This is a genomic window from Rathayibacter sp. VKM Ac-2805 (assembly GCF_009834265.1).
Lineage (GTDB): Bacteria > Actinomycetota > Actinomycetes > Actinomycetales > Microbacteriaceae > Rathayibacter.
The window spans coordinates 3286878-3305065 of the sequence record NZ_CP047185.1 but is presented as its reverse complement, the minus strand read 5'-3'; the positions used below and the strand labels follow the sequence as shown (position 1 = coordinate 3305065).

Below are 18188 nucleotides of genomic sequence, written 5' to 3'. Positions count from 1 at the left end.
AACGTTTGACCACTTTCGCAAGCACTGCGGACACTGACTCCACCCGCGAAGGCGGGAACCCCCACGGCGCCGGTGCACCAGGCGGCGCCCTCGATGAAGAGAACGGTTGGACGATGAAGTTCAGGAAGATCGCAGTGGCGACAGCAGCCCTGCTCGGCACGGTCGCGGCCCTCACCGGCTGCTCGGCCCAGGACTCGGGATCGAGCGACGGCACCGTCGCGATGACCCTCTGGCAGAACTCGACCACGGGCCCCGGCCAGGAGTTCTGGGACAAGACGATCGCGGACTTCGAGGCCGCGAACCCCGGAGTGACCATCGAGTCGCAGGCCATCCAGAACGAGGACCTCGACGGCAAGCTCCAGACGGCGCTCAACTCGGGCGACGCCCCCGACGTCTTCCTCCAGCGCGGAGGCGGCAAGCTCGCCGCCATGGTCGCGGGCGGACAGCTGAAGGACCTCACCGGCGGCATCTCGGACCAGGCGCGCAGCGAGATCCCCGAGGGCTCGTTCTCGGCGAACACGCTCGACGACAAGGTCTGGGCGATGCCGGTCGCCGTCCTCCCGGGCGGCCTGTTCTACAGCCAGGACGTCTTCACGGCGGCGGGAGTCACCGAGACGCCGAAGACCATCGACGAGCTCGACTCGGCGATCACGAAGATCAAGGGCAGCGGAGCCCAGGCCGTCGCGCTCGGCGCGAAGGACGCCTGGCCCGCCGCGCACTGGTACTACTTCTTCGCGCTGCGCGAGTGCAGCGCCGACACCATGGCCGAGGCGGCCGACACCAAGGACTTCTCGGACGACTGCTGGGTCCGCGCGGGCGAGGACCTGCAGGACTTCGCGGCGACCGAGCCGTTCAACGAGGGCTTCCTCACCACCGCCGCCCAGCAGGGCGCGGGCAGCTCGGCCGGGCTCCTCGCCAACCACCAGGCGTCGATGGAGCTCATGGGCGCGTGGGACCCGGGCGTGATCGCCTCCCTCACCCCCGACGAGAAGCCGCTGCCCGACCTGGGCTGGTTCCCGTTCCCCGAGATCGACGGCGGCGACGGCGAGGCCGGCGCGATCATGGGCGGCGTCGACGGCTACTCCTGCTCCGCGGGCGCTCCCGACGAGTGCGTCGACTTCCTCAACTACCTGGCCACCTCCGACGTGCAGAAGGAGTACTACGCGGCCTTCAACGCGCCCCCGGTGAACACCGTGGCGCAGGAGGCGGTCACCGAGCCGTACCTGCAGCAGATCCTCGAGGCCTACAACTCGGCCCCGTACGTCTCGCAGTGGCTCGACACCGTCTACGGCCTCAACGTCGGCAACGCGCTGAACGTCGGAGTCGTCGACCTGCTGGCCGGCAAGAGCGACCCCGAGCAGCTGGTCGAGGCCGTCAACGCCGCCGCGGCGAAGGCCTAGCCACCATGGCACTCCGCGAGAGCCCGCTCCTCGGAGTGGATGAGCCCCGCGGGACCGCGCGCACCGGAGGCGTCACCTCGACGCCTCCGGTGCGCCGGCGCCGCCGCAGCGTGGGCTGGGCGGGGCGCTTCGAGATCGCGCTCCTGGTCGGCCCGGCGCTGATCGTCTTCCTCGCCTTCGTTATCTTCCCGGTCGTGATGGCGGCCTACTACGGCTTCTTCAGCTGGCAGGGCTACGGAGTGCCGACGGACTTCGTCGGCTTCCGCAACTACCTGACGATCCTGCAGGACTCCACCTTCCACGACGCCCTCGCGCACAACGGCATCATCGTGGTGCTCTCGCTCGTGCTCCAGGGGCCGGTCGCGATCCTCCTGGCGCTGCTGCTGAACCGCAAGCTGCGCGGGCAGTCGATCATCCGCGTCCTGATCTTCGTGCCGTACGTGATCTCGGAGGTCGTCGTCGGCACCGGCTGGAGCCTGATGCTCCAGACCAGCGGCGCGGTCAACGGCCTGCTCGAGAAGGTCGGCCTCGGCGCGCTGAAGCAGGACTGGCTCTCGGATCCGGCGATCGCGATCTGGACGCTGATGCTGATCATCACGTGGAAGTACATCGGCTTCGCCGTGATCCTCTTCCTCGCGGGTCTGCAGGGCATCCCCGAGGAGCTGTCCGAGGCCGCGGCCATCGACGGCGCCTCCTACTGGCAGGTGCAGCGGCGGATCACCCTGCCCCTGCTCGCGCCGACCCTGCGGATCTGGGCGTTCCTGTCGATCATCGGCGCACTGCAGCTGTTCGACCTCGTCTACATCATCTGGGGCCAGTACGTGTCCTCGACCGCGGGCACCTCGACCATGGCGATCTACCTGGTCACCAACGGCCGCAACGCCGGCAACTACGGGTACGGGAACGCCGTCGCGGTGGTCCTGTTCCTGATCTCGCTCGTGGTGGCGCTGCTCTACCAGCGCTTCGTGCTCCGGCGCGACACGGCGGGCGCACTGACGGGAGACAAGCGATGACCGGCACGACGATGACGGCCCCGCCGATCACTCCGGAGACCCCTCGGCCTCTCGCGGTGAAGCGGCGCCGGCAGCCCCTGGGCCGCGGCACCACGATCGCCTACGTCGTGGCGATCGTCGTGATCGCGCTGATGCTCGCCCCGGTGGCGTACATCATCCTCGGCGGCTTCCGCACGAACGCGCAGATCACCACCGACCCGGCGGGCCTGCCCTCGCCGTGGAACGTGCAGAACTACCTCGACGTGATCACCGGCGGCGTCTTCTGGCAGGAGGTGGGCAACTCCACCATCGCCGGCCTCGCGACGACGCTCGGCGTGGTCGTGCTCGGCCTGATGGCGAGCTACGTCCTGGCCCGCTACGACTTCACCGGGCGCGGCGTGTTCTACGCGCTCTTCGCCGCCGGCCTGATGTTCCCGATGACCGTGGCGATCACTCCTCTCTACCTGGTGATCAAGAGCCTCGGCCTGATGAACTCGCTCGCCGGAGTGGTGCTGCCGCAGATCGCGTTCGGCCTGCCGACCACGATCATCATCCTGGTGCCGTTCCTCCGCGCGATCCCGGACGAGATCCAGGAGGCGGCCTTCATCGACGGCTGCAGCCGGATCGGCTTCTTCTTCCGGATGGTCGTGCGCCTGGCGATGCCCGGCGTGATCACCACGGGGATCCTCGCGTTCATCGCGAGCTGGAACAGCTACCTGCTGCCCCTGTTCATCCTCAACAACGAGTCCACCTTCACGCTCCCGCTCGGAGTGCAGGCGTTCTCGTCGCAGTACTCGGTCGACACGGCGAAGGTGCTGGCCTTCGTGTCGCTGTCGATGATCCCGGCGCTGATCTTCTTCAGCGTCTTCGAGCGCCGCATCGTCGGCGGGCTGACGGGGGCGGTGAAGGGATGAGCGGATCGCTCCGCCCGTCCGCCGCGTCCCCCGTCCCGTCCGCACCCGTCGCCCCACCCGCAGAGAGGGTCGCACCGTGACCGCACCGCACGCACCAGAGGACCCCCAGGCCCCGTCCGCCCGCACCACCGAGCTGCTGGGCCGGATGACGCTGGAGGAGAAGCTCTCCCAGCTGGTCGGATACTGGGTCGACCAGGGCGGCGAGGTCGTCGCCCCGCTCGCCGGCGAGATGGCCACCTCGACCGGGTACGCCGAGGCGACCCGCGAGGGGATCGGCCAGCTGACCCGCGTCTACGGCACGCGCCCCGTCGATCCGCTCGAGCGCGCTCAGTGGCTGTGGGCGGAGCAGCGCCGGCTCGTCGAGGAGACGCGGCTGGGCATCCCGGCGATCGTCCACGAGGAGTGCCTGACCGGGCTCGCCGCCTGGCAGGCCGCGACGTTCCCGACTCCGCTCGCCTGGGGCGCCTCCTTCGACCCGGAGCTCGTGGCCGAGCTCGGCGCCGTGATCGGCGGCTCGATGCGCGAGCTCGGGATCCACCAGGGCCTGGCGCCCGTGCTCGACGTGATCCGCGACCCCCGCTGGGGCCGGGTCGACGAGTGCATCGCTGAGGACCCGTACGTGGTCGGCACGATCGGCACCGCGTACGTGCAGGGACTGCAGTCCACCGGCGTCGACGCGACGCTGAAGCACTTCATCGGCTACTCCGCCTCCCGCGGCGGCCGCAACCACGCGCCGGTGCACGCCGGACCGCGCGAGATCGCGGACGTGCTGCTGCCGCCGTTCGAGATGGCGATCCGCGACGGGGGCGCCCGCTCGGTGATGAACTCCTACGCCGAGATCGACGGGGACCCGGTCGGAGCGACGCCCGCCTACCTCACGGGCGTGCTGCGCGAGCGCTGGGGCTTCGACGGCGTGGTCGTCGCCGACTACTTCTCGGTCGCGTTCCTCCACCTCATGCACGCTGTCGCCGCCGATCTGGGCGAGGCGGCCGAGCTGGCGCTCGCCGCGGGGATCGACGTGGAGCTTCCCACGGGCGACGCGTTCCTCGCGCCGCTGGCCGCGCGGATCCGGGCCGGGGAGGCCGACGAGGCGCTCGTCGACCGGGCCGTGCTGCGGGTGCTCGCGCAGAAGGAGCGGCTCGGCCTGCTCGACGCGCGCTTCGACGACGCCCCCGAGTCGATCGACCTCGACTCGCCGGCCCACCGCGACATCGCCCGCCGGCTGGCCGAGGAGTCGGTGGTGCTGCTCGCGAACGACGGCGTCCTGCCGCTCGCTGCGCCGCGCCGCCTCGCGCTGATCGGCCCCAACGCCGACAGCGCGCCGGCGCTCATGGGCTGCTACTCCTTCGCCAACCACGTGCTGGCGCACCACCCGGGCGTGCCGCTGGGCTTCGAGATCCCGACGGTCGCGGACGCGCTGGCGGACGAGTTCGGCTCGGCCGAGCTGCTGCTCGCCGAGGGCTGCTCGGTCGAGGGGGACGACGCCTCCGGGATCGCCGAGGCGGTCCGGGCGGCCGCCGACTCCGACGTGGCGATCGTGGTCGTCGGCGACCGGGCGGGCCTGTTCGGCCGCGGCACGGTCGGCGAGGGCAACGACGTCGAGAGCCTCGAGCTCCCGGGCCGCCAGCGCGAGCTGGTCGAGGCCGTCGTGGCGACGGGGACCCCGGTCGTGCTCGTGCTGCTGACCGGCCGCCCCTACGCCGTGGGCTGGGCGCTCGACGGGCCGTCGGCTCCCGCCGCCGTGCTGCAGGCGTTCTTCCCGGGGGAGGAGGGCGCCGGCGCGATCGCGGGCGTCGTCTCGGGACGGGTCGACCCCTCCGGCCACCTGCCGGTCTCGCTGCCGCGCTCCGCCGGAGCGCAGCCGTTCTCGTACCTGCACCCGATCCTCGGCGGGCCGTCGGACGTGACCTCCGCCGACAGCACGCCGGTGCGGCCGTTCGGCCACGGCCTCTCGTACACGGCCTTCGCCCGGACGGAGCTGGCGGTCGACGAGTCCGCCCCGACGGACGGCTCCTTCACGGCGACCGTGCGCGTGCGCAACACGGGCGAGCGGGCGGGCACCGACCTGGTGCAGCTGTACGCCCGCGACGTCTTCGCGAGCGTGACCCGGCCGGTGGCGCAGCTGCTCGGCTACGCGCGGGTCGCGCTCGAGCCCGGCGAGGAGGCGGAGGTCCGGTTCGAGGTCCCGGCCGCGCGCCTGGCCTTCACCGGACGCGAGGGCGTGCGGATCGTCGAGCCCGGCAGCGTCGAACTGTGGGTGGGCCCGGACTGCGCGACGCGCGAGACGGAGACGGCGCTCGAGCTGGTCGGCCCGGCCGCCGCTGTCGACGCCTCCTCGCAGCGCCTCGTCGGCACGCGGGTCCAGCGGGCGGGAGCGGGCGTCCCGGCCTGACCCGTGCACAACGCTGGAAGGATCGCTCCGGCGGGCCGTGGATCCGCGGATCCCGGTGCCCGCGGGGCGCTCCTTCCTGCGGTCTGAGCACGGCGCGGCTCCGGCACCGCTCTGGCGCGGCTCGGACGGGCGCGGCAGGCTGGGGGGATGAGCGACGACGCGAAGCAGACCCTCCTCCGCTACCTGCAGGAGGGGCGCGACGCCCTGCTGCAGAAGCTCGACGGGCTCGACGAGTACGACGTGCGGCGGCCGCTGGTCGCGACGGGCACGAACCTGCTCGGCCTGGTGAAGCACGTGGCGGGCACCGAGGCGGGCTACCTCGGCGCCGTGTTCGGGCGGCCGTTCCCGGAGCCGATGCCGTGGATGGAGGACGAGTCGGAGCCGAACTCGGACATGTGGGCGACGGCCGACGAGTCGACGGCCGACGTCGTCGCGCTGTACCGCCGTGTGTGGGCCCACTCCGACGCGACGGTCGCGGCCCTCCCGCTCGACGCTCCCGGGCAGGTCCCCTGGTGGACGAACCGCGACGTGACGCTGCACCGGATCCTCGTCCACATCACCGCGGAGACGCACCGGCACGCCGGCCACGCCGACATCGTCCGCGAGTTGATCGACGGGCGGGTCGGGCTCCGGACGCCCGGCGACAACCTCCCGCCGGTGCCGGAAAAGTGGTGGCCGGAGTACCGGGAGCGCCTCGAGTCGCTGGCGCGCGCCGTCCGCGACCGGGGCTGACGTGCCGGCGTCCGTCGGCACCGCGGTCACGCCGGCCCGCGCGGCGCGGCTGCTCGACGAGCTCGATGCCGCGACGGAGGCGGCGCTCGACGTGGCCCTGGGCGGTCGCGGTCGGGGCCGGGCCGCCTTGCAGCGGCGCCGCGACGGGGCGTCGCCGGAGGAGCGGAGGCAGCGGGCCGCGCTCGAGCGCCGGGCGTTCAGCGCGGAGGCGGACCCCGCGGCGCTCGAGGAGCTGGCACTGCTGCGGGCGCAGCGCCGCGAGCGGGAGGAGGCGCTCGACGCCGCGGTCGCGGGACTGGCCGCGTCCGTCGGGCCCGCAGCGGCCCAGGGCCGGATCGGCCGCGGGACGGCGAGCGGCCGGACCGGTGGGGACGAGAACGGCGAGACCACCGGAGGCGACGACGCCGACTCCCGCACCTCCGCCACGTCCCGACCGCGCCGCCGCCTCGGGGTGATCGCTGCGCTCGTCGCCGTGCTCGGGCTCGCCGCCCTCGGCACGGCCGCCTCCGTCGCGCTGGCCCCTCGCCCGTCGCTGGAGGTCTTCACCGAGCCCTGGGCCGTCCCGGACGACGTCGCCACGCGCCCGCTGTCGACCCTCGCGAGCCTCCGCGTCTTCCACTGGGGCCCGACGCGCTACCTGGGCAGCATCGCCGGAGTCGACTACTTCGCCACCCTCAGCCTCGACTCCTTCTCGGCCGCGGAGCTCGCCGACGAGTCCGTCTGCCTCTACGGGCTCGCGCGCTCCGACGGCGACGTCGTCGTCACGGACTGCGCGGCGACCGCGGACTTCGTCGCGAGCGGCATGACCCTCTCGCCCGACGACTACCAGGGCGACGCGGGCGGCACCGGAGTCGCCTGGGGTCCGACCGGAGGGATCCGCTCGGCCGGCTGAGGCGGCTGGCCCGACTCGACCCGGCCCGCCCGCCGTCCCCGATCAGCCCCGCCCCAGGCCCCGCCCGTCAGACCCGCCGCGTCGACGCCCGCTCCACCAGCGGCATCGGCACCAGCACCCGCTCTCCCGGAGCGCCGCTCAGCAGCAGCTCGACCGCCCGGCGGCCCATCTCCTCGTGCGGCAGCGCCACGGTCGTCAGCCCGGGGCGGAGGTAGGCGGCCAGCTCGTCGTCGTCGAACGACACCACGGCGACGTCGCCCGGGATCGAGAGCCCCGCCTCCGCGACCGCCTGATACGCGCCGAACGCCATCCGGTCGTTGAGGCAGAGCAGGAGGCGGATGTCGTCGCGCCGGGCCAGCAGGTCGGCGACCGCGCGGTGGCCGTGCTCGGGCTCCCAGTCGGGGATCGACTCCTCGGCGACGAACGCGAGCCCCTTCTCGGTCATGGCGTCGCGGATTCCGGCGACGCGCTCGGCCACCGTCGCCGAGCGGAAGCGGTCGCGCTCGACCTCGTCGTTCTGCCCGATCAGCGCGATCCCGTCGCGGTAGCCGTGCGCGTGCAGCAGCTCCACCGCGGCACGTCCGCCCGCGTACTCGTCGGGCAGGATCGACGCCGGGTGCTGCGAGTTCGTCGCGTTGAGCATCACCACGGAGGTGGAGGCGGGCAGCTCCGGCACGTAGAACTCGCGGGAGCGCATCGAGGCGAAGATGATGCCGTCGACCTGGCGGTCGAGCACCGCGTCGACGGCCTCGGCCTCGCGCGCCGGATCGCCGCCGGTCTCGAGGAGCAGGACGACGTGCCGTGCCGCCTCGGCCGCCGTGAGCGCACCCTTGATCAGGCCGCCGGCGAAGCGCGTGGTCGCGATCTGGTCCGAGATGAAGCCGATCGTGCGGGTCTTGTCGGTGCGGAGCCCGCGGGCGGCGACGTTGGGCCGGTAGTGCAGCGCCTCGGCGGCGGCGAACACGCGCTCGTGGGCGTCCTTCGACAGCCCGGTCTCGGGCTTCCCGTTGAGGATCATCGACGCGGCCGAGATCGACAGCCCCGCCTCGCGGGCCACGTCAGCGAGCGTCACGCGCTTCTTCGCCATGCCCGTCGCCTCCTGCCGTCGCCCTTGACAAGTCTTCCGTGTGCACAGACTATATCCACACCTGAAACCTTTTAGTCCCCCGCTCAAAGGTTTCAGGCGGCCGTCCGGAGCCGCGGCTCGAGCCCCTCCGGGCGGCCGGGCACCAGCAGCACCTGCACCCACGACGAAGGAGTCACCGCATGTCTTTCCCCACCCCCGGCACGCCGATCGGCCGCAGGACCGTCCTGGTCGGCGCCGGCTCGGTCGCGGCCCTGTTCACCCTCGCCGCCTGCGCGCCCGGAGGCTCGAGCGCTCCGGCAGCGAGCTCCTCGGTCGACGTGAGCACCGAGCTCACCAGCGACACCGTCGAGCTCGTCATCGCCGACGAGACCGGCTTCCCCGTCACCGACAAGCTGACGGAGGAGTTCACGAAGCAGTTCCCGAACGTCACCTTCACCATCAACCGCGACACCTTCGCGAACCTCACCGCCAACTCGCCGAAGCTGCTCGCGAGCGACACCCCGCCGGACCTCATCCGCCTGCCCACCATCGGCGACACCGTCAAGGACGGCCTCCTCGCCGACCTCGACCCGTGGTTCGACGCCTACGGCTGGGACGCCTGGTCGGCCTCGCAGCTCGCCCCGCTCCGCGTCGACTCCGACGGCGTCCGCGGGAAGGGCTCGCTCTACCAGCTGGGCCTGGGCTACAGCGTCACCGGCATCTACATGAACCTCGAGCTCGCGAAGCAGCTCGGGATCGACGCCCCGCCGACCACGCTCGCCGAGTTCGAGGAGGACCTCGCGAAGGCGAAGGCCGGCGGCGTCCTGCCGATCATGGCCGGCGACAAGGACGGAGTGGTCAACTTCGTCGTGCAGGCGGCGATGAACCAGTACGCCGACAAGCAGGAGATGGCCGACTGGATCTTCACGGTCCCCGGCGCCACCTACGAGACCGACGGCAACGTGAAGGGTGCGGAGCTCGTCCGCACCTGGGCCGACGCGGGCTACTTCCCCTCGGACATCAACGCGATCGACTACTCCTCCTTCGTCAGCCGCTTCCAGGGCGGCGAGGGCCTGTTCGCCTTCAACGGCAACTGGGCGGCCGCCGACACGCAGACCAAGATGGGCGACGGCGTCGACTTCTTCCTGGTGCCCCCGGCCGAGGAGGGCGGGAACCACGTGGCCATGGGCGCCGCCAACTCGTTCTCGGTCGCCGCGAAGTCGTCGCACCTCAACGAGATCGTCTTCTTCCTCAACTGGATCCACACGAACGAGGCCGCGCGCCAGATCGTCGTCGACGTGACCGGTGCCGCTCCCGGCGGCGACCCGGCCCAGGCGCTCCCCGAGGTCGAGTCGGGCTCGCTGCTCGAGCAGGCGCTCGCCATGTCGGCGCAGATCGGCGCGGAGGACGGCCAGGTCGACTTCATGTCGAACGCGACCGCCGGCATCTACGCGGGCGCGATCATCCCGGAGTCGCAGCTGCTGGTGACCAGCCAGATCTCCGGCCAGGACTTCGTCACGGCCGTGCAGGAGTTCTACGCGAAGGAACTCGCCGGATGACCGCGGCCGGCCCTCTCGTCTCGAGCGCCGTCGACCGCGGGGGCCGGAGCGGGACGCCGCGCCGCAGGAGCACTGCGGCGCGGCGGGCGACCCTCGTCGGCTGGCTCTTCGTCGTGCCGGCCCTGCTCGTCTACATCGCGTTCGTCATCTACCCGCTGATCACCGGGGTGCAGTACTCGTTCTACAAGTGGAACGGCGTCGGCCCCTCCGAGTGGGTCGGCTTCTCGAACTACCTCCGCGTGTTCACCGATCCCGACCTGCTCGGCTCGATCGGCAACGCCTTCGTGCTGATCCTCTACTTCACGGTGATCCCGGTCTCGGCGGGCCTGGTCCTCGCGAGCCTGCTGCGCTCGATGCGCCCCGGCGTCTTCTCGAGCGTGTCGCAGACGATCCTGTTCCTGCCGCAGATCATCCCGCTCGCCGCGGCCGGCATCGCCTGGTCGTGGATGTACTCGCAGACCGGAGCGGTCAACCAGATCCTGCAGGCCGTCGGGCTCGGCTCGCTCGCGCGGCCGTGGCTGGGCGACTTCCAGACCGCCCTCCCCGCCGTCGGATTGATCGGCTCGTGGGTGCTCACCGGGCTCTGCACGGTCCTCTTCCTCACCGGCATCGGCAAGATCGACGTCTCGCTCTACGAGGCCATCCGTCTCGACGGGGGCACGTGGCTGCGGGAGTTCTTCACCATCACGGTCCCGGGCCTGCGCCAGGAGATCTCGGTGCTCACCACGATCACCGTGATCGCGGCGCTGAGCAGCTTCGACATCATCTACACGACCACGCTCGGCGGCCCCGGCCGCTCGACCCTGGTGCCCGGCATCTCGATCTACCGGATCGGCTTCACCCAGAGCGACGTGGGTCTCGCCTCCGCCTTCGGGATCGTGCTGATGGTGCTCGTGCTCGCCTGCGTCCTCCCCCTCCAGCGCCTCTCGAGAGTGAGCGACCGATGATCGTCACCAAGTCCGAGGTCGTCATCGGCCGCGTCGTCCTGATCGTCGTGCTCGTGCTGACCGTCATCCCGCTGGTCAACATGCTCTCGGCGGCGCTGCAGCCGGCGGACGTGAATCCGACCGGCCTCGCCTGGCCGACGGACCCGCAGTGGGGCAACTTCGCCCAGGCCTTCGAGACCGGGCACGTCCTGCAGCTCATGGGGTCGAGCGCCCTGATCGTGCTCGGAGTCGTCCCGATCAGCCTGCTCTTCGCGACCCTCGCCGGCTACGCGCTCGGCAACCTGCGCATCCGCGGCGGCGGGTTCGTCTTCGTGTTCCTCATCCTCGGGCTCACGATCCCGTTCGAGTCGCTGATCATCCCGCTGTACTACGAGATCCAGTCGCTGGGCCTGCTGAACACGCAGTGGGCGATCATCCTGCCGCTGATCGGGCTCTACATGCCCTTCAGCGTGGTCTGGATGCGCGCGCACTTCGTCCGGATCCCGTCCGAGCTCTCGGAGGCGGCGCGCGTGGACGGCGCGACGACCTGGCAGGAGTTCCGCCGGATCCAGCTGCCGCTCGCGCGCCCGGCCCTGTCGGCGCTCGCGATCCTGCTGTTCCTCTGGACCTGGAACCAGTTCCTCCTGCCGGTGGTGCTCGTCTCCGATCCGCTGGACCGCACCGTCGCCGGAGCGCTCACCTTCTTCCAGGGGCAGTACAGCAACAGCATCCCGCTGCTCAACGCGGGCGCGCTGCTGATCATCGTGCCGACGATCCTGGTCTTCGTGATCTTCCAGCGGCAGTTCATCACCGCTCTGCTGCAGGGCGCGGTGAAGGGGTGACCGCGGTGCACGGAGTCGTGGAGCCCGGGTTCGAGGGGGTCCGAGACGCCTTCGGCGAGGCCGTCCGGCCCGGCTCGGGAGCGGCGGTCGCGGTGCGGCTGCACGGCCGGCCGATCGTCGACCTCTGGGCGGGAGAGGCGGGGGCGGAGGAGCCGTGGCGGGAGGACACCCTCAGCGTCGTCTTCTCGTGCACGAAGGGCCTCGTCTCCCTCCTCGCCGCACGTCTCGTGCAGGAGGGGCTGCTCGACTACGACGCCCGGGTGGCCGACTACTGGCCCGAGTTCGCCGCGGCGGGCAAGGCCGACGTGCGCGTGCAGGACCTGCTCGCCCACCGGGCCGGGCTCTCGGCCCCCCGCCTCCCGCTCACGACCGCCGACCTCGCCGACTGGGACCTCGTCGCCGGACGCCTCGCCGAGCAGGAGCCCCTGTGGGAGCCGGGCACGGGGTACGCCTACCACCCGATCACGCACGGCTGGCTGATCGGCGAGGTGATCCGCCGGGTGACCGGGCGGAGCGTCGGCGCCGCGTTCCAGGAGCGGATCGCCGGACCGGTCGGCGCGGAGGCGTGGATCGGGCTGCCCGCCTCCGAGCAGGGCCGCGTCGCGACGATGCTCGTCGGCCCCACCCTCGCCGAGCTCACGGCGGCGCAGGCCGCGGCGCGCACCCCCGGAGTCGTCGACTGGGGCGAGCGGGCGATGACTCTCGGCGGTGCGCTGCCCGTCGAGCTCGTCGGACCGGGCACGGGCTTCAACGACCCCGTGCTGCAGGCCGCCGAGATCCCCGGAGCGGGCGGCATCGGCTCGGCCCGGGCGCTCGCCGCGATCTGGTCGGCGGCGTTCACCGAGACGGACGGCGTGCGGCTGCTCGAGGACGCGACGATCGAGCGGGCCACCGCTCCGCTCAGCAGCGGCCCGCCGGTGTGGCCGGTGCCGGGCCCGTGGCCGGCCTGGGGCTGCGGCTTCCAGCTCGGCACGGACGCGCGCCGGTACCTCACGCCGAGCGGCTTCGGGCACGACGGCGCGGGCGGACAGGTCGCCTTCGCCGACCCGGACGCGGGAGTCGGCTTCGCGTTCCTCACCAACCGGATGGAGGGGGTCGGCGACGTGCGCGCGACCCGGGTCGTCGAGGCGCTCGCGACCGCGCTGCGACTGCCCGCTCCGCGCGGACTCTGACCCCTCCTCCCCACCCCCGTCAAGGGGTGGGGCGCCCGGTCGGCGCCGTCCTAGCGTCGGGGGACGGGCCGACCGGAGGGGCGGTCCGGGATCCAGGGGAGGGCGAGATGCAGAAGCTGTACTACGCGAGCGGATTCGTGCTGCTGGGCGACGAGGTGTGCTCGGCGGTCGTCGAGTACGCGCAGGCGCTGGCGAACGTGGGGAAGTCGGACCTGGTCGTGGTGCCGTCGCTCTCGGACGAGGGGCTGCGCGGCGAGACCCGTCTCCTGGTCGGACCGGCCAGCCAGCTCTTCACCAGCCCGGCGCTCGACCGCGGCGTCGACCTCGACGACCCGGAGGCGGTGGAGTCGATGCGCGAGAAGACCCGACGGCTCCAGCCCGCGCGGCCGACCGTGCAGCCGCGCGGCGAGGGCGACGACAGCGAGGACGACGGCGGGACCGACTACCTCTGACGCCTCAGGTGTCGAGCGTGGTGCTGGGGCGCTCGCCGAAGCGGTGGGCGTACGAGGCCGAGAACCGGCCGAGGTGCGCGAAGCCCCAGCGCCGTGCGACCTCGCTGACGCTGACGACTCCGGACTCGCCCGCCCGCAGCTCCTTCTGCACGCCGTCCAGCCGGATCCGCCGCAGGTAGTCGACCGCGGTGAAGCCGAACTCGCGCCGGAACTCGGTCTGCAGCGTCCGCAGGCCCATGCCCGCCGCGTCGGCGATCTGCTCGGTCCGGAGCGGCTCGTGGGCGTGCTCGTACATGTACTCGACCGCCTGGCGGAGGCGCCCCGAGCGGGGCACTCCGAGGTCGCCGGGGGTGTCCAGCGTCGCGTGCGGGAAGGTCTCGAGCAGGGCGACGGCGACCGCTCGGTCGGCCTCGCGGCGCAGGAGCGGCGAGCTGTCGGCGTCGTAGATCACCCGGGCGACCGTCGCGACGGTCGCCGACCAGCGCCGCAGCGCCGCGCCCTCGGGCCGTGAGGTCGTGTCGAAGAGGAGGGGGCCGCGGGTGCCCTCGACCTCCTCCGCGATGCCCTCGAGGTACGCGCCGTCGAAGTGGATGAGGTTCTGGCGGTAGTCGTGGAACTCGAACCGGCTGGGGCGGTCGTTGACGAAGATCGCCGGCTGCCCGAATCCGAGGGTCACCGCGTCGCCGTCGAGATCGGTGACGCCCGCGCCGGCGGTCAGCCACGAGACGACGTACTCGCCCTCGGTCTGGATCGAGCCCTGCACGGAGCCGGCGAACTGGCTGCCGCGGAGCGTCACATCGCCGTCGCCGACGGAGGTGTAGCGGTACGAGAAGTCCTCGCCGGGCTCGACGACGAAGCGGTGCCCGTTGTACGACTGCTCGAAGAGGGCCCGCGCCTGCTCGATGTCACGCCCGCCGATGTCGGAGCGCATGACCTCGTCCTTCTCGTTCATCCCGATCAGGGTCGCACGAGGAGCGCTCCTCACCGCGTGCCCCGAACGGGGAATTCGTTAAGCGGATAAACCAGTCGCGGGTCCGGCGGCGCGGGTCATGGCCTGGACGGTCGCCGCCTGGAACTGCGTGAGCAGCACCACGGTGTGCCGCGCTCCGGCTTCCACGGCGAGCGAGAAGGTGGCGCCGGCCGGAGTGGCCCGCCAGGAGCGGATGTCGCGGGTGCCGACGCGGGTCGAGTCGCCGGTGCCGGCGCTCCGCAGCACCAGGGAGTCGGGCAGCACGCAGAGCGCGCCCGTCACACCGTCGACAGTGGAGGAGCACTCGAAGCCCGCGTCGTCGTGCACCGCACCGGCGAGCTCGACGAAGTCGGTGACCTCCATCGGCTCGTCGTCGTCGCGCCTGGACACGGCGCGCTCAGGCAGCGTGCGTGAGCCCGGAGGACTCGGGCTGCTGCGCCGGCTCGGTGACGATCCGCAGGCCCCGGCCGCTGTTGGCCTCCTCCATCAGTGCGCGCACCCAGGTGGCGTTGATCGCCGGCATGCGGCTTCCGTGGAACGAGAACTGGAGAGGGATGGTCGGGTGCAGCCAGAGCGTCTGGCGTCCGGTGCCGTGCGCGCTCGAGGCGTCGAGCTGGAAGGCGAACGCCTCGTCGCGACGGAACTTGTTGATCATGACGATCTGGAGGTGCGCGAGCGCGCGGTCGTCGATCTCGTGCGAGGTGGGGGGAGTGCCGTAGAGGAGAGCGCCCATGGTGCGTGCCGCCGTTCTGTGCTGTGTCGCGGGTGCCGGCCGCGACGGTGGGGTGCCCCGGCGAGTGCCGCCGGGAGGGGGAGTGCGAGATGGTGGGGGTGTTCGTGGGGAGCAGGACCCGGGGTGTGCTGTGCCGCCGAGTCGAGTGTCCGGAGTGTCGATCCGGGGGTGCCGGGCTCCGGGATGTCGAGCCCGGATGCCGTCGCGCCGAGCCCCGCTGACGCCTGCTCTGCAGGCCCGTGGAGTCGGGCGGTCGGGCCGTCCCTCCGGCTGTTCTCCGAAAGTACGCCCCTCGTTCGGAGGGCACGTGCCGCTATCCGGAATGCGAAGCAGTGGCCCCGGCCGCCGGGCGGACTCCCAGCCGGGCGACTCCGAGGCTCAGTTGCGGGGTGCCGCCGGTGGGCGGTGCGGCTGCGTCGAGACGGCGCGCTCGTGCGCGAGACGCCGTCTCGACGGCGGTGTGTCGGGCGGGCCGGCGGTGTCTCGGCGGGGCGTGTGGAGCGGGAGGAGGCGTGACGGTGCGCTCACTGGACAGGGCGTGCGGCTCCGTCGAGACGCCGCCTCCGCGGCGGTAACTCGGCGTGCGCGGGAGGGTGCGCTCCTCCGCGAGTCGTCGCGCCACCGCTCGGCGGGGGTGCCGACGCTCAGAAGGCGTAGCGGACGCGGCAGTAGGGGAGGCGCTCGGCGAGGAGGGCGCGGAAGCGGTCGAGGGCCGCGCGCTTGAGGTCGCGTCGGTAGCGGATGTTGACGGCGCCGTTCTCGGAGACCTTCTGCTCCTGGCGTCCCGGCTGCCAGAGCAGCGACTCCGCCTTCGGGTGCCAGCCGAGGTTCACCTCGTGCAGGCCCTCGTTGTGGGTGAGGAGGATCACCTCGGCCGCGAGCTGCGCCTTCGCCCGCGGGTGGAGGGCGGCGTCCAGCTGGTCGAAGAGCTCGGTCCAGTCCTGCTGCCAGGTCTCGGTGAGGATCACGGGCGAGAAGTTGACGTGCACCTCGTAGCCGGCGTCGACGAAGTCGTTGATCGCCGCGATCCGCTCGGCCATCGGCGAGGTGCGGATGTCGGTGACCTTCGCCGTCTCGGCGGGCATCAGCGAGAACCGGATGCGCGTGCGCCCGAGCGGGTCCCACTCGAGGAGCTCGCGGTTGACGTACTTGGTCGCGAAGGACGCCTTGGCGGTGGGCGACATCCGGAACAGCTCGCAGAGGTCGCGGACGTTCTCGCTGAGCAGCGCGTCGACGGAGCAGTCGCTGTTCTCGCCGATGTCGTAGACCCAGGCCTCCGGGTCGCACTGGTTCGCCTCGGCCTTGGGGCCCTGCTTGCCGATGTGCCGGGCGAGGTGGCGCTGGATCTGCTCGATGTTCGTGAAGAGCGTGATCGGGTTGCTGTAGCCCTTCCTCCGCGGCACGTAGCAGTAGACGCACGCCATGGCGCAGCCGTTGGCGGTGGAGGGGGCGATGAAGTCGGCCGAGCGGCCGTTCGGGCGCGTGACGAGCGACTTCTTCACCCCGAGCACGAGCGCCTCCGTCTTGATGCGCACCCAGCGCGCGACGTTCGCCTCGTCGCCGTGCACCTCCGGGATCAGCCAGTGCGACTCGACGGGCACGATCTCGGCGCCCGGCCAGCGCGCCACGACATCCTGCCCGCGGGGCAGCTCGAGCGCGGCCGGCTCGGCGTAGATCCGCCGGATGTCGAGCAGGCGCCGCTCGCGGACCGGCGCGGACGCGGGGTTCGGAGCGGTGTCGGACATGAGTCCGTTCTACCGGCGACCACCGACATCCGCGGGGACGGGGCCGTCGCCCGGCGCGCAGGTCCTCCGCCCGGCTGCAGGCACCGTGGCGCCGCTCCCTCAGGATGGAGGCATGCCCTCCTCCGCCGACCGCTTCCGCCGCGCCGCCGTCGAGCTCGCGCAGACCTCCGAGCGGCAGGTCGAGTGGGCGCTCGCCGTCGCGGAGGATGCGCGCCTCCTCGCCCTGATCGACGAGCTGCCCGCGCAGCACCGGCAGCCGTCCCTGCTCTTCTCGGTCGCGCGGCTGCTCGGCGTGCCCGACGTCGACGGCGCCGGATTCGCCGCGTGGCTCCGGAGCGAATGGGCGCGGGTGGCGCCGATCGCCGCCGAGCGGAGGACGCAGACCAACGAGGCGCTGCGGTGCGCGCCCCTGGTCGCGGCGCTGGAGCGGATCACGGAGCCCGGCGAGCCGGTGGCGCTCGTCGAGATCGGCGCCTCCGCGGGGCTCTGCCTGGCGCCGGAGCGGTACTCCTACGCCTTCACGGCGAGCGACGGCGAGACGCGGCTCGGGTCGGGCGCGCCTCTGCTGCGGTGCGCGGTGAGCGGAGGCGCGGCGCCGGCACGGCTGCCGGTCGTCGCGTGGCGCCGGGGGCTCGACCTGGCGCCGCTCGACGTCCGCTCGCCCGAGGACGTCGCCTGGCTGGAAGCGCTGCTCCCGCCCGACCGCCCGGAGCGGACCGCGCGGCTCCGCTCGGCCGTGGAGACTCTGCAGGACGACCCGCCCACGATCGTCGCGGGCGATGCGGCCGCCGAGCTGCCCGCCCTGCTCGACGCGGTGCCGCCGGGTCTGCGGACGGTCGTCGTCTCGCTCGGGACCCTGGTCTACCTGCCGTGGGCCGCGCGCGAGAGCGTCCTGGCGACGGTCGCCGATCGCGGCGCGAGCCTGGTGACGCTCGAGGCGGAGGCGCTGCTCCCGCACCTCGTCGCCGCGCGCGGGGACCGCACGGCCCCCGAGCCGACGCCGTTCCTGCTCGCCGCCGACGGCGTCCCGCTCGCGAGCGCGGCCGCCCACGGCGGCACCCTCTCCTGGCTGGCCTGAGCCGCGCTCCCGCGCCGTGTGCGGGCTGCCCGAAGCTCGCGAGGTGCCCGGCGCCCGGTGCCCGCTCCGCCCCGGCGCTCGACCCGCGCCCACTGTTCAAGAGTTGTCGCACTCAGCGTCGAGTGCGACAACTCCTGGACTCTCGCGGAGGAGCGAGCGTCGAAGCCCGAAGCCCGAAGCCCGAAGCCCAACGCGCAGCGACCAGCGCTCTGAGCTCAGGCGCTCGGCCCGATCGTCCGCCCACTGTTCACGAGTTGTCGCACTCAGCGTCGAGTGCGACAACTCCTGGACAGTCGCGAAGGAGAGGGCGTCGAAGTGCAGCG

General features: G+C 72.4%; 17 protein-coding genes. 12 read left to right on the top strand and 5 right to left on the bottom strand.

All coding sequences use genetic code 11. The features are described from left to right. Window positions 1-113 precede the first annotated feature (113 nt). The 6 genes from GSU40_RS15440 (at window position 114) to GSU40_RS15415 (ending at window position 7322) form a co-directional block, all read left to right on the top strand. Window positions 114-1400, top strand: a complete 1287-nt coding sequence (locus GSU40_RS15440; protein ID WP_104275792.1) for an extracellular solute-binding protein — start codon at window positions 114-116, stop codon at window positions 1398-1400. 5 nt (window positions 1401-1405) lie between these two features. Continuing rightward, window positions 1406-2413, top strand: coding sequence for a sugar ABC transporter permease (locus GSU40_RS15435; RefSeq protein ID WP_160035694.1), 1008 nt, complete (start codon window positions 1406-1408; stop codon window positions 2411-2413). A gap of 11 nt (window positions 2414-2424) precedes the next feature. Beyond that, window positions 2425-3306 (top strand): carbohydrate ABC transporter permease, encoded by an 882-nt coding sequence (locus tag GSU40_RS15430; RefSeq protein ID WP_181027256.1) that lies wholly within the window; start codon window positions 2425-2427, stop codon window positions 3304-3306. Window positions 3307-3451: 145 nt separating this feature from the next. Then, a complete protein-coding gene (locus GSU40_RS15425; RefSeq protein ID WP_160036279.1) occupies window positions 3452-5698 on the top strand; it encodes a glycoside hydrolase family 3 N-terminal domain-containing protein in 2247 nt (748 codons plus the stop codon). A 147-nt stretch (window positions 5699-5845) separates the two neighbouring features. Continuing rightward, on the top strand, window positions 5846-6430 hold the full coding sequence (locus GSU40_RS15420; RefSeq protein WP_160035692.1) for a DinB family protein: 585 nt from the start codon (window positions 5846-5848) through the stop codon (window positions 6428-6430). 1 nt (window position 6431) lies between these two features. Beyond that, window positions 6432-7322 carry a hypothetical protein gene (locus GSU40_RS15415; protein ID WP_160035690.1) on the top strand — a complete coding sequence of 297 codons (891 nt, stop codon included), beginning with the start codon at window positions 6432-6434 and terminating at the stop codon, window positions 7320-7322. Between the two features lie 67 nt (window positions 7323-7389). Here GSU40_RS15415 and GSU40_RS15410 read toward each other — a convergent pair whose 3' ends face one another. Beyond that, window positions 7390-8409 carry a LacI family DNA-binding transcriptional regulator gene (locus GSU40_RS15410; protein ID WP_104345894.1) on the bottom strand — a complete coding sequence of 340 codons (1020 nt, stop codon included), beginning with the start codon at window positions 8407-8409 and terminating at the stop codon, window positions 7390-7392. A gap of 179 nt (window positions 8410-8588) precedes the next feature. Between GSU40_RS15410 and GSU40_RS15405 the strand changes: the two genes are divergently transcribed. The 5 genes from GSU40_RS15405 to GSU40_RS15385 all read left to right on the top strand — a co-directional run bounded on the left by GSU40_RS15405 (window position 8589) and on the right by GSU40_RS15385 (window position 13339). Then, window positions 8589-9947, top strand: coding sequence for an extracellular solute-binding protein (locus tag GSU40_RS15405; RefSeq protein WP_104250416.1), 1359 nt, complete (start codon window positions 8589-8591; stop codon window positions 9945-9947). Next, window positions 9944-10894 carry a sugar ABC transporter permease gene (locus GSU40_RS15400; protein ID WP_104250415.1) on the top strand — a complete coding sequence of 317 codons (951 nt, stop codon included), beginning with the start codon at window positions 9944-9946 and terminating at the stop codon, window positions 10892-10894. Before GSU40_RS15405 ends, GSU40_RS15400 begins: the two co-directional genes overlap by 4 nt. After that, window positions 10891-11715, top strand: a complete 825-nt coding sequence (locus tag GSU40_RS15395; RefSeq protein ID WP_160035688.1) for a carbohydrate ABC transporter permease — start codon at window positions 10891-10893, stop codon at window positions 11713-11715. Before GSU40_RS15400 ends, GSU40_RS15395 begins: the two co-directional genes overlap by 4 nt. Continuing rightward, window positions 11712-12887: a serine hydrolase domain-containing protein gene (locus tag GSU40_RS15390; protein ID WP_160035686.1), complete on the top strand. Its 1176-nt coding sequence runs from the start codon at window positions 11712-11714 to the stop codon at window positions 12885-12887. Before GSU40_RS15395 ends, GSU40_RS15390 begins: the two co-directional genes overlap by 4 nt. A 107-nt stretch (window positions 12888-12994) precedes the next feature. Next, window positions 12995-13339 carry a hypothetical protein gene (locus GSU40_RS15385; protein WP_104223414.1) on the top strand — a complete coding sequence of 115 codons (345 nt, stop codon included), beginning with the start codon at window positions 12995-12997 and terminating at the stop codon, window positions 13337-13339. A 4-nt stretch (window positions 13340-13343) separates the two neighbouring features. On the opposite strand, the gene GSU40_RS15380 is transcribed toward GSU40_RS15385, so the two are convergent. The 4 genes from GSU40_RS15380 to GSU40_RS15365 form a co-directional block, all read right to left on the bottom strand. Next, window positions 13344-14291, bottom strand: a complete 948-nt coding sequence (locus tag GSU40_RS15380; RefSeq protein WP_160035684.1) for an AraC family transcriptional regulator — start codon at window positions 14289-14291, stop codon at window positions 13344-13346. Window positions 14292-14348: 57 nt separating this feature from the next. Then, window positions 14349-14699 (bottom strand): hypothetical protein, encoded by a 351-nt coding sequence (locus GSU40_RS15375; protein ID WP_104223412.1) that lies wholly within the window; start codon window positions 14697-14699, stop codon window positions 14349-14351. A gap of 7 nt (window positions 14700-14706) precedes the next feature. Continuing rightward, window positions 14707-15042: an ATP-dependent DNA ligase gene (locus GSU40_RS15370; protein WP_104223411.1), complete on the bottom strand. Its 336-nt coding sequence runs from the start codon at window positions 15040-15042 to the stop codon at window positions 14707-14709. Window positions 15043-15686: 644 nt separating this feature from the next. Continuing rightward, complete coding sequence (locus GSU40_RS15365; protein ID WP_160035682.1) at window positions 15687-16787, bottom strand: spore photoproduct lyase family protein; 1101 nt, start codon at window positions 16785-16787, stop codon at window positions 15687-15689. A gap of 112 nt (window positions 16788-16899) precedes the next feature. Here GSU40_RS15365 and GSU40_RS15360 point away from each other — a divergent pair, with 112 nt between their 5' ends. Further along, a complete protein-coding gene (locus tag GSU40_RS15360) occupies window positions 16900-17865 on the top strand; it encodes a DUF2332 domain-containing protein (RefSeq protein WP_160035680.1) in 966 nt (321 codons plus the stop codon). The last annotated feature ends 323 nt before the right edge of the window (window positions 17866-18188 follow it).

What these genes read in the sequence shown, in the direction of transcription:
- GSU40_RS15440 (WP_104275792.1), top strand. Translation starts at nt 114, where the DNA reads ATGAAGTTCAGGAAGATCGCAGTGGCGACAGCAGCCCTGCTCGGCACG.
- GSU40_RS15435 (WP_160035694.1), top strand. Translation starts at nt 1,406, where the DNA reads ATGGCACTCCGCGAGAGCCCGCTCCTCGGAGTGGATGAGCCCCGCGGG.
- GSU40_RS15430 (WP_181027256.1), top strand. Translation starts at nt 2,425, where the DNA reads ATGACGGCCCCGCCGATCACTCCGGAGACCCCTCGGCCTCTCGCGGTG.
- GSU40_RS15425 (WP_160036279.1), top strand. Translation starts at nt 3,452, where the DNA reads ATGACGCTGGAGGAGAAGCTCTCCCAGCTGGTCGGATACTGGGTCGAC.
- GSU40_RS15420 (WP_160035692.1), top strand. Translation starts at nt 5,846, where the DNA reads ATGAGCGACGACGCGAAGCAGACCCTCCTCCGCTACCTGCAGGAGGGG.
- GSU40_RS15410 (WP_104345894.1), bottom strand. Translation starts at nt 8,409, where the DNA reads ATGGCGAAGAAGCGCGTGACGCTCGCTGACGTGGCCCGCGAGGCGGGG.
- GSU40_RS15405 (WP_104250416.1), top strand. Translation starts at nt 8,589, where the DNA reads ATGTCTTTCCCCACCCCCGGCACGCCGATCGGCCGCAGGACCGTCCTG.
- GSU40_RS15400 (WP_104250415.1), top strand. Translation starts at nt 9,944, where the DNA reads ATGACCGCGGCCGGCCCTCTCGTCTCGAGCGCCGTCGACCGCGGGGGC.
- GSU40_RS15395 (WP_160035688.1), top strand. Translation starts at nt 10,891, where the DNA reads ATGATCGTCACCAAGTCCGAGGTCGTCATCGGCCGCGTCGTCCTGATC.
- GSU40_RS15385 (WP_104223414.1), top strand. Translation starts at nt 12,995, where the DNA reads ATGCAGAAGCTGTACTACGCGAGCGGATTCGTGCTGCTGGGCGACGAG.
- GSU40_RS15380 (WP_160035684.1), bottom strand. Translation starts at nt 14,291, where the DNA reads ATGAACGAGAAGGACGAGGTCATGCGCTCCGACATCGGCGGGCGTGAC.
- GSU40_RS15370 (WP_104223411.1), bottom strand. Translation starts at nt 15,042, where the DNA reads ATGGGCGCTCTCCTCTACGGCACTCCCCCCACCTCGCACGAGATCGAC.
- GSU40_RS15365 (WP_160035682.1), bottom strand. Translation starts at nt 16,787, where the DNA reads ATGTCCGACACCGCTCCGAACCCCGCGTCCGCGCCGGTCCGCGAGCGG.
- GSU40_RS15360 (WP_160035680.1), top strand. Translation starts at nt 16,900, where the DNA reads ATGCCCTCCTCCGCCGACCGCTTCCGCCGCGCCGCCGTCGAGCTCGCG.